General features: G+C 69.2%; 15 protein-coding genes. 2 read left to right on the top strand and 13 right to left on the bottom strand.

What is annotated here, in order from left to right:
• The first annotated feature begins 63 nt into the window (after window positions 1-63).
• Entirely contained in the window at window positions 64-1,059 is a 996-nt protein-coding gene (gene coaA / locus ACWC97_RS08480; protein ID WP_385208271.1) for a type I pantothenate kinase, read from the top strand.
• A gap of 45 nt (window positions 1,060-1,104) precedes the next feature.
• Here the strand turns inward: coaA and glmM are convergent, their stop codons facing one another.
• From glmM to ACWC97_RS08505, 5 genes are all read right to left on the bottom strand, one after another.
• Window positions 1,105-2,463 carry a phosphoglucosamine mutase gene (gene glmM, locus ACWC97_RS08485; RefSeq protein ID WP_352281040.1) on the bottom strand — a complete coding sequence of 453 codons (1,359 nt, stop codon included), beginning with the start codon at window positions 2,461-2,463 and terminating at the stop codon, window positions 1,105-1,107.
• A 246-nt stretch (window positions 2,464-2,709) separates the two neighbouring features.
• Entirely contained in the window at window positions 2,710-3,237 is a 528-nt protein-coding gene (gene rpsI, locus ACWC97_RS08490) for a 30S ribosomal protein S9 (protein WP_352281038.1), read from the bottom strand.
• A gap of 44 nt (window positions 3,238-3,281) precedes the next feature.
• Window positions 3,282-3,725 carry a 50S ribosomal protein L13 gene (rplM, locus tag ACWC97_RS08495; protein WP_352281036.1) on the bottom strand — a complete coding sequence of 148 codons (444 nt, stop codon included), beginning with the start codon at window positions 3,723-3,725 and terminating at the stop codon, window positions 3,282-3,284.
• Between the two features lie 231 nt (window positions 3,726-3,956).
• Complete coding sequence (locus ACWC97_RS08500; RefSeq protein WP_352281034.1) at window positions 3,957-5,576, bottom strand: ABC-F family ATP-binding cassette domain-containing protein; 1,620 nt, start codon at window positions 5,574-5,576, stop codon at window positions 3,957-3,959.
• A gap of 336 nt (window positions 5,577-5,912) precedes the next feature.
• Window positions 5,913-7,121 (bottom strand): IS701 family transposase, encoded by a 1,209-nt coding sequence (locus tag ACWC97_RS08505; RefSeq protein ID WP_450648173.1) that lies wholly within the window; start codon window positions 7,119-7,121, stop codon window positions 5,913-5,915.
• Window positions 7,122-7,189: 68 nt separating this feature from the next.
• Here ACWC97_RS08505 and ACWC97_RS08510 point away from each other — a divergent pair, with 68 nt between their 5' ends.
• Window positions 7,190-8,050: a hypothetical protein gene (locus tag ACWC97_RS08510; RefSeq protein ID WP_352281032.1), complete on the top strand. Its 861-nt coding sequence runs from the start codon at window positions 7,190-7,192 to the stop codon at window positions 8,048-8,050.
• 25 nt (window positions 8,051-8,075) lie between these two features.
• On the opposite strand, the gene truA is transcribed toward ACWC97_RS08510, so the two are convergent.
• From truA to map, 8 genes are all read right to left on the bottom strand, one after another.
• Window positions 8,076-8,930 carry a tRNA pseudouridine(38-40) synthase TruA gene (gene truA, locus ACWC97_RS08515; RefSeq protein WP_352281030.1) on the bottom strand — a complete coding sequence of 285 codons (855 nt, stop codon included), beginning with the start codon at window positions 8,928-8,930 and terminating at the stop codon, window positions 8,076-8,078.
• 115 nt (window positions 8,931-9,045) lie between these two features.
• Window positions 9,046-9,546 carry a 50S ribosomal protein L17 gene (rplQ, locus tag ACWC97_RS08520; RefSeq protein WP_450648176.1) on the bottom strand — a complete coding sequence of 167 codons (501 nt, stop codon included), beginning with the start codon at window positions 9,544-9,546 and terminating at the stop codon, window positions 9,046-9,048.
• Window positions 9,547-9,666: 120 nt separating this feature from the next.
• The gene (locus ACWC97_RS08525) at window positions 9,667-10,689 is read right to left on the bottom strand and encodes a DNA-directed RNA polymerase subunit alpha (RefSeq protein ID WP_024755423.1); all 1,023 of its coding nucleotides are present in this window, start codon (window positions 10,687-10,689) and stop codon (window positions 9,667-9,669) included.
• Between the two features lie 138 nt (window positions 10,690-10,827).
• Window positions 10,828-11,232 carry a 30S ribosomal protein S11 gene (gene rpsK / locus ACWC97_RS08530; protein WP_003956432.1) on the bottom strand — a complete coding sequence of 135 codons (405 nt, stop codon included), beginning with the start codon at window positions 11,230-11,232 and terminating at the stop codon, window positions 10,828-10,830.
• Window positions 11,233-11,336: 104 nt separating this feature from the next.
• Window positions 11,337-11,717 (bottom strand): 30S ribosomal protein S13, encoded by a 381-nt coding sequence (gene rpsM, locus ACWC97_RS08535; RefSeq protein ID WP_148838713.1) that lies wholly within the window; start codon window positions 11,715-11,717, stop codon window positions 11,337-11,339.
• Between the two features lie 194 nt (window positions 11,718-11,911).
• Window positions 11,912-12,025 (bottom strand): 50S ribosomal protein L36, encoded by a 114-nt coding sequence (gene rpmJ / locus ACWC97_RS08540; protein ID WP_003956441.1) that lies wholly within the window; start codon window positions 12,023-12,025, stop codon window positions 11,912-11,914.
• 60 nt (window positions 12,026-12,085) lie between these two features.
• Window positions 12,086-12,307, bottom strand: a complete 222-nt coding sequence (gene infA, locus ACWC97_RS08545) for a translation initiation factor IF-1 (protein WP_003956442.1) — start codon at window positions 12,305-12,307, stop codon at window positions 12,086-12,088.
• Window positions 12,308-12,525: 218 nt separating this feature from the next.
• Entirely contained in the window at window positions 12,526-13,362 is an 837-nt protein-coding gene (gene map / locus ACWC97_RS08550; RefSeq protein ID WP_392279078.1) for a type I methionyl aminopeptidase, read from the bottom strand.
• Between the last annotated feature and the right edge of the window lie 143 nt (window positions 13,363-13,505).

The raw sequence follows: 13,505 nt of genomic DNA on the forward strand, positions 1-13,505 counted from the left end.
CGGTGTACCCCACGTGACCGAGCCCACCCCCCACCGTGTGCGAACTCCCGCGACAATGAACCCGTGATCACTTCGCCGCCACGGAGCACCCACCGACGCGCCGAGCACGCGACGACGCCGTACGTCGACCTGTCCCGCGCCGAGTGGAGCGCCCTGCGGGACAAGACGCCGCTGCCGCTGACCGCCGAGGAGGTCGAGCGGCTGCGCGGCCTCGGCGACGTCATCGACCTCGACGAGGTACGGGACGTCTACCTGCCGCTCTCCCGGCTCCTCAACCTCTACGTCCAGGCCACCTCGGGGCTGCGCGGCGCGCTGAACACCTTCCTCGGCGACGCGGGCAACGGCCACGGCGCCCAGAGCGGCACCCCGTTCGTCATAGGCGTCGCGGGCAGTGTCGCGGTCGGCAAGTCCACCACCGCGCGCATCCTCCAGGCGCTGCTGGCCCGCTGGCCCGAGCACCCCCGCGTCGAGCTGGTGACCACCGACGGCTTCCTGCTGCCGATGAAGGAGCTGAAGGCCCGCGGCCTGATGTCCCGCAAGGGCTTCCCCGAGTCGTACGACCGGCGTGCCCTGACCCGCTTCGTCGCCGACATCAAGGCCGGCAAGGACGAGGTGACGGCGCCCGTCTACTCCCACCTGATCTACGACATCGTGCCGGACGAGCGGCTCAGCGTGCGCCGCCCCGACATCCTGATCGTCGAGGGGCTCAACGTCCTCCAGCCCGCGCTGCCCGGCAAGGACGGCCGCACCAGGGTCGGCCTCGCCGACTACTTCGACTTCAGCGTGTACGTGGACGCCCGCACCGAGGACATCGAGAGCTGGTACCTCGACCGCTTCCGCAAGCTGCGCGACACCGCGTTCCAGGACCCGTCGTCGTACTTCCGCAGGTACACCCAGGTCTCCGAGCGGGAGGCCATGGAGTACGCGGCGACGATGTGGCGGACCGTCAACCGGCCCAACCTGGTGGAGAACGTCGCCCCCACCCGGGGCCGCGCCACCCTGGTGCTCCGCAAGGGCCCCGACCACAAGGTCCAGCGGCTCTCCCTGCGCAAGCTCTGACCCGGGTGCTTCCGCCGGGCGGTCCGCCCGGCGGAAGCACGGCGCTCAGCCCAGCGCGGACTTCACCACGTCGGCCAGCCGCTCGGCGACCGCCCGGGCCTGCTCGATGTCGGCGGCCTCGACCATGACGCGTACCAGCGGCTCCGTGCCCGACTGGCGCAGCAGCACCCGGCCGGTGGAGCCCAGCTCGGCCTCGGCCTCGGCGACGGCGGCGGCGATCTCCGGGGAGCTGCCGACCCGGGACTTGTCGACGTCCCGGACGTTGATCAGCAGCTGCGGCAGCCGCTGCATGACCCCGGCCAGATCGGCGAGCGTACGGCCGGTGGCGGCGACCCGGGCCGCGAGCAGCAGCCCGGTCAGCGTGCCGTCGCCGGTGGTGGCGTGGTCCAGCACGATGACGTGGCCGGACTGCTCGCCGCCGAGCGCGTAGCCCTCGGCCTTCATCGACTCCAGCACGTAGCGGTCGCCGACGGCGGTCTGGACGAGCTGGATGCCCTCCCGCTCCATCGCGATCTTGAAGCCGAGGTTGGACATCACGGTGCCGACCACGGTGTCCTTGCGCAGCTGCCCGTTCTCGCGCATGGCGAGGGCCAGGACCGCGAGGATCTGGTCGCCGTCGACCTCCTCGCCCGAGGCGTCCACGGCCAGGCAGCGGTCGGCGTCGCCGTCGTGCGCGATGCCGAAGTCGGCACCGTGCTCGACGACGGCGGCCTTCAGCGGCTCCAGGTGGGTGGAGCCGCAGCCGTCGTTGATGTTCAGGCCGTTCGGGTCGGCCCCGATGGTGATCACCTCGGCGCCGGCCCGGGCGAAGGCTTCCGGCGAGACCCGGGCGGCCGCGCCGTGCGCCTCGTCGAGCACCACCTTCAGCCCGTCGAGCCGGTTCGGCAGGACCGCGACCAGGTGGGCCACGTAGCGGTCGAAGCCCTCCGTGTACTCGGTGACCCGCCCCACGCCGGCGCCGGTCGGACGCGCCCACGGCTCACCGCTCCGGTGCTGCCCGTACAGCGTCTCGATCCGGTCCTCCAGCTCGTCGGAGAGCTTGTGACCGCCTCGGGCGATGAACTTGACACCGTTGTCCGGCATGGAGTTGTGGCTCGCCGAGAGCATCACGCCGAGGTCGGCGCCCAGCGCCCCGGTGAGATACGCCACCGCCGGGGTGGGCAGCACACCGACCCGCAGGACGTCCACGCCCGCGCTGGCGAGCCCGGCCACCACCGCGGCCTCCAGGAACTCCCCGGAGGCGCGTGGGTCACGGCCCACCACGGCGGTCGGCCGGGCCCCGTCATGGGTGCCGTGCTCGGCGAGCACATGCGCCGCAGCGACCGAGAGACCGAGCGCCAGCTCGGCCGTCAGATCCGCATTGGCGACACCGCGCACACCGTCCGTGCCGAAGAGTCGTCCCACTGGTGTCCTCCGAAGATGCTCCGAAACCGCACAACCAAATCAACCAAAACGGCATGGCACACGGCGCGCACAACACCGCGCACCCGCCGCCGGTTCGCTCGACGCCACGTGATCGACGCAACGCCGCACAAAGAAGCCTATGAACGGCTTATGCCGTTATACGCCCGGGGGTGCCGATAAACGAACGCCCCGGCGGGCACGAGGTGTGCCGCCGGGGCGAACGTGAACAGCAGGTGAGCAGGCGGATTAGCGCTTGCTGTACTGCGGGGCCTTGCGGGCCTTCTTGAGACCGGCCTTCTTGCGCTCGACCGCACGGTCGTCGCGGGAGAGGAAGCCGGCCTTCTTGAGCGCGGGACGGTTGTTGTCCACGTCGGCCTCGTTCAGCGCACGGGCGACGCCGAGGCGCAGGGCACCGGCCTGACCCGAGACGCCGCCACCCGAGATGCGGGCGATGACGTCGTAGCGGTCGTCGAGCTCGAGCACCTTGAAGGGCTCGTTGACTTCCTGCTGGTGCACCTTGTTGGGGAAGTAGTCCTCAAGGGTGCGACCGTTGATCTTCCACTTGCCGGAGCCCGGAACGATCCGGACGCGGGCGATGGCGTTCTTCCGACGGCCCAGGCCGGCGGCGGGCTGCGGGTCGCCGAAGCGGGAGGCCAGCGACTCGCTGGTGTACTCGCCCTCGACGGGAACCTCGGACTCGAAGGTGGTCACCTCGGCGAAGATCTCCTCGCCCTCGGTGCCCTCGACGGGGTTCTCAACAGTGGTCTCGGCCACGATGCTCCTCAGATCTTTCTTTTGGTCTTAGGGGGAGGCCGGAACTACTGCGCGACCTGGGTGATCTCGAACGGGACCGGCTGCTGAGCAGCGTGCGGGTGCTGGTCGCCCGCGTAGACCTTGAGCTTCGAGATCACCTGACGGCCCAGGCTGTTCTTGGGGATCATGCCCTTGATGGCCTTCTCGACAGCCTTCTCGGGGTTCTTGTCGAGCAGCTCGTCGTAGCGGACGGAGCGGAGACCACCCGGGAACCCGGAGTGGCGGTACGCCATCTTCTGGGTCTTCTTGTTGCCGGACAGGTGAACCTTGTCGGCGTTGATGATGATGACGAAGTCGCCCATGTCCATGTGGGGGGCGTAGATCGCCTTGTGCTTGCCGCGGAGGAGGTTCGCCGCCGTGCTGGCCAGACGGCCGAGGACGACGTCCCGCGCGTCAATGATGTGCCACTGGCGAGTGACATCGCCGGGCTTGGGGCTGTACGTACGCACTTCGTAGCCTTCGCTTCTTCAGTGGATGGGGTCCATACACACGACACCTCTGAAGCGATCATGCAGCTGGGGCCCACAATGCCGGGAACACCGCCCGTATGCGAGCCACTGGTAACTGCTCCAGAGAACTAGCGCAAGGGCTCTTCGCGTGAGAACACGCAGCCCATACGCATAACAACCGTCGACACTACCCGCCCCGCCCCGCACGGGTCAAAACGCGCCGCCCCACCCCTACCGGGCCCGCTCCACCCGGCGCTCGTCCCAGACCGGCTCCCGCGTCTCGCGCACGACCCCGTCCGAGCCGAAGACCAGGTAGCGGTCGAAGGACCGGGCGAACCAGCGGTCGTGGGTGACCGCCAGCACCGTCCCCTCGTACGCCTCCAGCCCCTCCTGGAGCGCCTCGGCCGACTCCAGGTCCAGGTTGTCCGTCGGCTCGTCCAGGAGCAGCGCGGTCGTACCGGCCAGCTCCAGGAGCAGGATCTGGAACCGGGCCTGCTGCCCGCCGGACAGCTTCTCGAAGGGCTGGTCGCCCTGGCGCTCCAGCTCGTAGCGGCGCAGTACGGACATGGCGCCGCCGCGGTCCCTGGCGTGCTCCTTCCACAGGATCTCGACCAGCGTGCGGCCCAGCAGCTCGGGGTGGGCGTGGGTCTGCGCGAAATGGCCGGGCACGACCCGGGCGCCCAGCTTCCAGGTGCCGGTGTGCGCCACGTCCTCACCGGCCAGCAGGCGCAGGAAGTGCGACTTGCCGGAGCCGTTGGAGCCGAGGACGGCGACCCGTTCCCCGTAGTAGATCTCCAGGTCGAACGGCTTCATCAGTCCGGTCAGCTCAAGGTTCTCGCAGGTCACGGCCCGTACGCCGGTACGGCCGCCGCGCAGCCGCATGGTGATCTCCTGCTCGCGCGGCGGCTCCGGGGGCGGGCCCGCGTCCTCGAACTTCTTGAAGCGGGTCTGCATCGCCCGGTAGCGGGAGGCCATGTCGGGGCTGTTCGCCGCCTGCTGCCGCAGCCGCAGGACGAGGGCCTTCAGCCGGGCGTGCTCCTCCTCCCAGCGCCGCAGCAGCTCCTCGAACCGGGCGAACCGGTCCTTGCGCGCCTGGTGGTACGTGTCGAAGCCGCCGCCGTGCACCCAGACGTCGCTGCCGGCCGGACTCGGCTCCACGCTGACGATCTTCTCGGCGGCCCGGGAGAGCAGTTCGCGGTCGTGGGAGACGAAGAGGACCGTCTTGCGGGTCTCCTTCAGCCTCTCCTCCAGCCACCGCTTCCCCGGCACGTCGAGATAGTTGTCCGGCTCGTCCAGGAGCAGCACCTCGTCGGGCCCGCGCAGCAGCGCCTCCAGCACGAGCCGCTTCTGCTCACCGCCGGAGAGCGTGCGCACCTCGCGCCACTGCGCCTTCTCGTACGGGACGCCGAGCGCGGCCATGGTGCAGATGTCCCAGACGGTCTCGGACTCGTAGCCCCGCGCCTCCGCCCAGTCGCTCAGCGCCTGCGCGTACGCCATCTGCGCGGCCTCGTCGTCGACGGTGAGGATCAGCTCCTCGGCCCGGTCGACCGCCAGGGCCGCCTCCCTGATGCGCGGCGGGGCGACGGAGACCAGCAGGTCCCGCACGGTCCGCCCGTCCCGCACGGAGCCGACGAACTGCGGCATCACCCCGAGCCCGCCGCTCACCGAGACGGAGCCGCCCTGCGGCTGGAGGTCCCCGGCGAGCAGCCTGAGCAGCGTCGTCTTGCCCGCACCGTTGGCCCCGACCAGCGCGACCACCGCACCGTCCGCCACCCGGAACGACACGTCGCCCAGCAGCACCCGCCCGTCCGGCAGGTAGTACTCCAGATGGCCCGCTTCGAGATGTCCCATAGGCATCATTGTCACGGGCCGAGAAGCCCTGGCCCAACCGGTTTACGTCTCGCCCAGGGTCTTTCGTTTGGATCAGGCCGGATCAGTGAGCGGGGTCCGGTGCGTGCGATCGCAAGGTGGAGGAGGGAAACGACGCGGAGCGTCGGCGACCGACGACAACGCGGCGAGCGTGCGCACCGGGGCACGCGAACCCGGCATGATCCAAACAAGAGGCCCTAGTAGGGCTTTGTTAGGTGGTGTCGTAGGGCTGCCATGGGATGTTTTGTCGGCAGGTGGGGCAGGTTTTGGTCCAGGTGGCCAGCAGGTGTTGGAGGAGGTCCAGGGCCTGGTAGAGGGTCAGGCCCTGGCAGGGGCTTTTGGGCAGGTCCTCTGTTCGGTCAGGAACAGGTGGGCTGCGGTCACGAGGGTGACGTGCCGGTGCCAGCCGGTGAACGAACGTCCTTCGAAGTGGTCGAGTCCCAGGGTGGTCTTCAGCTCCCGGTAGTCGTGCTCGATGCGCCACCGTAACTTCGCGAGGCGGACCAGATCCCGGCCGGGTATGTCGGCCGGGAGGTTGGATATCCAGTACTTGACCGGTTCGTCCTTGTTCTCTGGCCACTGAGCGATCAGCCAGGTCAGGCTGATGACACCGTCGGGGGCAGGCTTCGGACGGCGCCCGGCAAGACGGATGCGCAGGAACACAAAACGTGAGGTCATCGCCGCTTTGGAGCCCTTGCGCCAGGTGACGCTCACTGCCTTGCCGCGTCCTGCGGCCAGGACGTGTTCGCGCAGGCTCACCGGCCGGGTGCGGTAACGGGGCAGCGGCCTGGGGCCGAGCCCGCCGTAGGCCGGCCGATGAGGCTCGGCGCTTTCGGCGTGCGCGGTCATCTCGCCCTTGGCCTGCAGCGCGTAGGCCAGTCCCCGGTCCTCCAGACCGTGGCGGAAGTCGGCGTTCGCCCCGTAACCCGCATCCGCGACCAGAACCGCAGGCCGCAGGCCGAGCGTGGCGAGCTCGTCGAGCATGTCCAGTGCGAGCTGCCATTTCGGCCGGTGGCGTTCCTCGTCGGGGATCCGGCAGCGGGCCCGCCGTTCCAGCGCTTCGGGCCCGTCCCAGCTGCAAGGCAGGAACAGCCGCCACGACAGCGGACACGACGCGCTGTCGGACGCGGCATGGACACTGACACCGATCTGGCAATTGCCGACCTTGCCCAGTGTGCCGGAGTACTGCCTGGCCACTCCGGGCGAGGAGTATCCATCCTTCGGGAAGCCGGTGTCGTCCACCACCCACACCTGCGGACGCACCACCGCGACCGTACGGCGGGCCAGCCCGGCACGGACCGTGCCCACCGGCCAGGTCGAGGACGTCATGAACTGCTGCAACTGCTGATGATCGACACCCAGGCGCCCGGCCATCGGCTGCATCGACTTCCGCCGCCCGTCCAGCAGCAGACCCCGCAGATACAACCTGCCCTTCACCCGCTGATCCGCACGCGCCAGCGGCGCGAACACCTCCCTGGCAAACTCCTCCAGCCGACCACGACACGCCGCGAGCTGATCCACCCTCATATCAGCAGGAAACCACCACAACCGCCGCCTGCCCAGACACGTAACAAAGCCCTACTAGGATTCGCCCCATGAGCTATGGGCAAGGGGGGCCCTTCGGGGGGCCAGGGGGTTCGCACACTCCCGACTGGGCGGCGATGGCCGACGCGTCCGCCGCGCGCAACCGGCGCAAGAAGTGGCTGCTGATCGGTGGCGGCGCGCTCGCCACCGCGGCGATCGGCGCGGCCGTGGCCGCGGCGGTCATCTCGACGAACAACAACGACACCACCCATGGCTCGGGCAAGAACGCGAGCCAGCTTCCCGCACCGAGCGATCTGCCGGAGGAGACGGCCCAGCCCGAGCCGTCCTTCTCCTCGGTGGCCCCGCCGCCCCCGCCGGACCCGAAGGACTACGTGTCCGACGCCAAGAAGGACCGGGCGCCGATCACCGTCGACGCGTTCTTCCCCGGCAAGGGGCTCACCATGGGCGACCGCGTCTACACCAAGGGGGCGACGCAGCAGACGAAGAACTGCGCCGCGACGACGAAGGGCGCGCTGGGCCCGATCCTGGTGAACAACGGCTGCGAGCAGGTGATCCGGGCCACGTACAGCAAGGACGGCGTCGCCGTCACCGTCGGCCTCGCGGTGTTCCGTACGGAGGCGCAGGCCAAGAAGGCGGCCCAGCAGTCGAGCGGCAGCGTCGCCACCCTGCCCGGCGCGGGCGTGCCGGCCTTCTGCCCGGCCGGATCGGTCTGCCGACGCACCGCCAACTCCTACGGCCGCTACGCCTACTTCGCGATCAGCGGCTTCACCAACGGCAAGAGCGTCACCACGGCCGACAAGAACGTCTACGCCACCGGTGACGACCTGACGAACTTCACGTTCCGTCAGATCCGTCACCGCGGCGAGCTCCAGGCGTCGGCGGCGGCCACCGCCCAGGCGGGTTCCGACTGACGGCCCCGGCGGTCCTGACGGTAGATCAGCAGCAGCCCGCGCCGGGGAGGGTGCGCACATTGCGCGCCTCCTCGGCGCGGGCGGCCAGCAACGCGTCGGCCGGGTAGGCCACTTCCTCCAGCGTCAGCCCGTGCGGCCGCACCACGTGGACCCCGGGGTCGCGCACCCGCGCGGCGAGCACCTGGGCGGGCCATTCGGCCGGCCGGCGCCCGTCGCCCACGAAGAGCGCGGCCCCGATCAGCGCACGCACCATGTTGTGGCAGAACGCGTCCGCCTGCACGGTCGCCGTCATGATCCCGGTCGCCGGGTCCCGCTCCCAGCTCAGCTTCTGGAGCGTCCGGATCGTCGTCGCGCCCTCGCGCTTCTTGCAGTACGCGGCGAAGTCGTGCTCCCCGGTCATCCGGACGGCCGCCGCGTTCATCGCGTCCACGTCCAACGGCCGGTCGTGCCACAGCACATGACCCCGCACCAGCGGGTCCACCCCGCCGGGCGCGTCACAGACCCGGTACGCGTACCGGCGCCACAGCGCGGAGAACCGCGCGTTGAACCCGGCGGGCGCCGGTGCGATCCGCCGGATGCGGACGTCGGGCGCCATCCGTCCGGCCATCCGCCGCAGCAGCTTGTCCCCGTGCTCCGCCCACACCTCGTCCGGCAGGTCGACATGGGCGACCTGGCCCCGGGCGTGCACCCCGGCGTCGGTCCGCCCGGCCACGGTCAGGTCGTACGTCCGCGCGGACCGGGTCACGGTCCGCAGCGCGTCCTCGATCTCCCCCTGGACGGTCCGCCGGGAGGTCTGCTTCGCCCAGCCCGAGAAGTCCTTGCCGTCGTACGCCAGGTCCAGCCGAACCCGTACGTGGCCGGGCTCCACTTCGTCACTCACCCCAGGGTCCTTTACTACCGGTACGTGCAGGTGCATCAGATGCGTCAGGTGCATACGGAACGGGCCCGCACCGCCCCGAAGGGTAGTGCGGGCCCGTCCTGCGGTCTCAGAACGCTCAGGCGTCCTTGGACTCGGCGTCGTCGGCCGGCTTGGCGTCCTCGACGGCCTCGGTCCCGGCGGCGTCCTTCTTGAGGGCGTCCTCCTTGACCGCGCGCTTCGTGGCGGCCTCGGCCTCACCGGTGGCCTCCTGGGCCACGGTCAGCGCCTCGACCAGCTCGATGACCGCCATCGGGGCGTTGTCGCCACGACGGTTGCCGATCTTGGTGATACGGGTGTAACCACCGGGGCGGTTCTCGTACCGCGGGGCGATCTCGGTGAAGAGCGTGTGGACGACGCCCTTGTCCGTGATCGACTGCAGCACCAGGCGACGGTTGTGGATGTCGCCCTTCTTCGCCTTGGTGATGAAACGCTCGGCGACCGGACGCAGGCGACGGGCCTTGGCCTCGGTCGTGGTGATGCGGCCGTGCTCGAACAGCGACTTCGCGAGGTTGTTGAGAAGAAGCTTCTCGTGCGCGGCGCTGCCGCCCAGACGGGCACCCTTGGCGGGCTTCGGCATGGTGTTTCTCCTTGTGTGCTGCACCGGCCGTGTCAGGTACCGGTGTCAGTTCCCGCGCGGCGGACGCCGCGCGGAAGACCATGGCCCCGGCCGGGCGGAAGGCCCGGCCGGGGAGGTGGATCAGTACTGCTCGGTCTCCACGAAACCGGCGTCCGCGTCGTCGTCGGCGCCGAAGGCGTCGGCGGCGGCGGTCGGGTCGAAGCCGGGAGGCGAGTCCTTCAGCGCCAGGCCCATACCGGCCAGCTTCGCCTTGACCTCGTCGATCGACTTCGCACCGAAGTTGCGGATGTCGAGCAGGTCGGCCTCGGAGCGGGCCACGAGCTCACCCACGGAGTGGATGCCCTCGCGCTTGAGGCAGTTGTACGAGCGGACCGTGAGCTCCAGCTCCTCGATCGGCAGCGCCAGATCGGCGGCGAGCGCGGCGTCCGTCGGCGACGGGCCCATGTCGATGCCCTCGGCGTCGATGTTGAGCTCGCGCGCCAGGCCGAACAGCTCGACCAGGGTCTTGCCGGCCGACGCCATGGCGTCACGGGGACGCATGGCCTGCTTGGTCTCGACGTCGACGATCAGCTTGTCGAAGTCGGTGCGCTGCTCGACACGGGTCGCCTCGACCTTGTAGGTGACCTTGAGCACCGGCGAGTAGATGGAGTCGACCGGGATACGGCCGATCTCCTGGCCCGCCTGCTTGTTCTGGACGGCGGAGACGTAGCCGCGACCGCGCTCGACGGTCAGCTCCATCTCCAGCTTGCCCTTGCCGTTGAGCGTGGCGAGGACCAGGTCCGGGTTGTGCACCTCGACACCGGCCGGCGGCGCGATGTCCGCGGCGGTGACCAGGCCGGGGCCCTGCTTGCGCAGGTACATCACGACCGGCTCGTCGTGCTCCGAGGAGACGACCAGCTGCTTGATGTTGAGGATGAGGTCGGTCACGTCCTCCTTGACGCCCGGCACGGTGGTGAACTCGTGCAGGACACCGTCGATCCGGATGCTGGTGACAGCGGCACCGGGGATCGAGGAGAGGAGCGTGCGGCGCAGGGAGTTGCCGAGGGTGTAGCCGAAGCCCGGCTCCAGCGGCTCGATGACGAACCGGGAGCGGAACTCGTCGACGACCTCTTCGGTCAGCGAAGGACGCTGAGCGATAAGCATGAGGAGATCCTCTTCAGTCGTGGGCACCCACTATTTGATGCCCGACAGATGAAACAAGGATACGGGCGGCATGCCCCGGAAGGGACATACCGCCCGCATCCGCGTCATGGACGCACGGCCGTCACCGGCCGTGACGGATCAGACGCGACGGCGCTTCGGCGGACGGCAGCCGTTGTGCGGCGTCGGGGTGACGTCCTGGATCGAACCGACCTCCAGGCCGGTGGCCTGGAGCGAACGGATCGCGGTCTCGCGGCCGGAGCCCGGACCCTTCACGAAGACGTCGACCTTGCGCATGCCGTGCTCCTGCGCGCGGCGGGCGGCCGACTCGGCGGCCATCTGCGCGGCGAAGGGGGTGGACTTGCGCGAGCCCTTGAAGCCGACGTGGCCGGCGGAGGCCCAGGAGATCACGTTGCCCGAGGGGTCCGTGATCGAGACGATGGTGTTGTTGAACGTGCTCTTGATGTGCGCGTGGCCGTGAGCGACGTTCTTCTTTTCCTTGCGACGCACCTTCTTGGCTGCGCCCTGACGACCCTTGGGGGGCATGTCTTGACTCCAGATGGAGAGGGGAGGTGATCGGTCCTACAGCGAAGACCGCTGGTTGCTGCGAGTGCCCGGTGACCGGACGACCGCAGTGCGTCCGCTGAGGACTACTTCTTGCCCGGCTTCTTCTTACCGGCGATCGCGCGACGCGGGCCCTTGCGGGTACGAGCGTTCGTGCTGGTGCGCTGGCCGTGAACCGGCAGACCGCGGCGGTGACGCAGACCCTGGTAGCAGCCGATCTCGACCTTGCGGCGGATGTCGGCCTGGATCTCGCGGCGGAGGTCACCCTCGGTGCGGAGGTTGGCGTCCACGTACTCGCGGATCTTGACCAGGTCCTCTTCGGCCAGGTCGCGAACGCGGGTGTTCGGGTTCACGTCGGTGGCGGCGAGGATCTCCTTGGACCGGGTGCGCCCGATGCCGAAGACGTAGGTGAGGGCGACCTCCACGCGCTTTTCGCGCGGGATGTCAACACCTGAAACGCGTGCCATTCAATGGCTCCAGTTGTTCGTTCGGGGGTCTTCCACAGTGCCGCTCCTGATCGCCGACCTCTCGGGAGGAGAGGTGGTACGCCCAGGTCCCCGGCCCCCGCCGGAGGTGTCGTCAGCCGAAGCTTGGACGGACTCTGCGTATGTACGTATTACGTGCGTCGCGCGAAGTACTGCGAGATGCAGGTGGTCGTGCGTCAGCCCTGGCGCTGCTTGTGGCGCAGGTTGTCGCAGATGACCATGACCCGACCGTGACGGCGGATCACCTTGCACTTGTCGCAGATCTTCTTGACGCTCGGCTTGACCTTCATGGGATGTCAGGTTCTCCGGGTCAGTGCCGTCGCCTCGCGAATGCGAGGCAGAGGCAAGATCTACTTGTAGCGGTAGACGATCCGGCCACGCGTCAGGTCGTACGGAGAGAGCTCCACGACGACCCGGTCATCCGGAAGGATTCGGATGTAGTGCATCCGCATCTTGCCGCTGATGTGCGCGAGGACCTTGTGACCGTTCTGGAGTTCCACCTTGAACATGGCGTTCGGGAGGGACTCGATCACGGTGCCCTCGATTTCGATGGCACCTTGCTTCTTGGCCACGCTTCGCCTTTCGAATCGGCTACCTTGATCGACTCTCGGCATCGCATGCGGACATACCGATGCACGACAGCCGACGAGTCAGTCTACGTCAGCGGACCCCAAAAGACGAATCCGTCAAGTTTGCCCAGCCGGAGAGATCCTTAGACCTCGGTAAAGCCCCGGCTTCGGCCCGCCGTACCGGGTCCCGCCGCGCCGGGCTCCGCCCGACGACCCGCCGGTCAGCCCAGCGGGTCCGGGGCCGCCTCGATCCCGTACTGGGCCAGCTTCGCGCGGCCGCAATCGGGGGCGGTGAGGACCAGGGGGCCCTGCTCGGTGAGGGCGATCGAGTGCTCCCAGTGGGAGGACCAGGTGCCGTCGGTCGTGATCACGGTCCAGTCGTCCTGGAGCACCTCGGTCCGCGCCGTGCCGAGCGAGACCATCGGCTCGATGGCGAGGCAGACGCCGGGGACCAGCTTGATGCCCTTGCCGCGCTTGCGGGCGACGTAGTTCAGCAGGTGCGGGTCCATGTGCATCTCGGTGCCGATGCCGTGGCCGCCGTAGTCCTCGATGATCCCGTACTTGCCGGTGGCGGGGCGGGGCTGGCGACGGATGTAGGACTCGATCGCCTTCGAGATGTCGACGAGGCGGTTGTTGACCTTCATCGCGGCGATCCCGGCCCACATCGACTCCTCGGTCACCCGGGAGAGCTCGATCAGCTCCGGAGCGTGTCCGGTGCCCACGAAGGCGGTGTACGCGGCGTCGCCGTGCCAGCCGTCGACGATCGCGCCGGCGTCGATGGAGATGATGTCGCCGTCCTTGAGGACGGTCTTCTCGTCCGGGATGCCGTGGACGACGACCTCGTTGACCGAGGTGCAGATCGTCGCGGGGAAGCCGCCGTAGCCGAGGAAGTTCGACTTCGCGCCGTGGTCGGCGATCACCTTGCGGGCGACCTGGTCGAGGTCGTGCGTGGTGGCGCCGGGCACCGCCGCCTCGCGGGTGGCCGCGTGAATGGCAGCGACCACCAGCCCCGCCTCACGCATCTTGGCGATCTGCTCGGGGGTCTTGATCTGCACCATTACGCGGCGCCTCTCTGCGTCGGCCCGTCGATCCATGTCGAACGGGGATGTCTGCGGCGTACCCGTTCCACGATACGGCGCACGCAGTCGGCCGCGGGCGGCCCCCGGCGGCCCCCCCCGCGTGACAGGAAATGGGGGGGAGG

It is taken from the genome of Streptomyces sp. NPDC001108, assembly GCF_053598535.1.

Excerpts from the sequence above, each read along its gene's own strand:
- ACWC97_RS08505 (WP_450648173.1), bottom strand. The coding sequence starts at position 7,121 with ATGAGGGTGGATCAGCTCGCGGCGTGTCGTGGTCGGCTGGAGGAGTTT.
- ACWC97_RS08500 (WP_352281034.1), bottom strand. The coding sequence starts at position 5,576 with ATGGGACATCTCGAAGCGGGCCATCTGGAGTACTACCTGCCGGACGGG.
- rpmJ (WP_003956441.1), bottom strand. The coding sequence starts at position 12,025 with ATGAAGGTCAAGCCGAGCGTCAAGAAGATCTGCGACAAGTGCAAGGTG.
- ACWC97_RS08510 (WP_352281032.1), top strand. The coding sequence starts at position 7,190 with ATGAGCTATGGGCAAGGGGGGCCCTTCGGGGGGCCAGGGGGTTCGCAC.
- rpsK (WP_003956432.1), bottom strand. The coding sequence starts at position 11,232 with ATGCCCCCCAAGGGTCGTCAGGGCGCAGCCAAGAAGGTGCGTCGCAAG.
- rpsM (WP_148838713.1), bottom strand. The coding sequence starts at position 11,717 with ATGGCACGCGTTTCAGGTGTTGACATCCCGCGCGAAAAGCGCGTGGAG.
- map (WP_392279078.1), bottom strand. The coding sequence starts at position 13,362 with ATGGTGCAGATCAAGACCCCCGAGCAGATCGCCAAGATGCGTGAGGCG.
- rplQ (WP_450648176.1), bottom strand. The coding sequence starts at position 9,546 with ATGCCGAAGCCCGCCAAGGGTGCCCGTCTGGGCGGCAGCGCCGCGCAC.
- ACWC97_RS08525 (WP_024755423.1), bottom strand. The coding sequence starts at position 10,689 with ATGCTTATCGCTCAGCGTCCTTCGCTGACCGAAGAGGTCGTCGACGAG.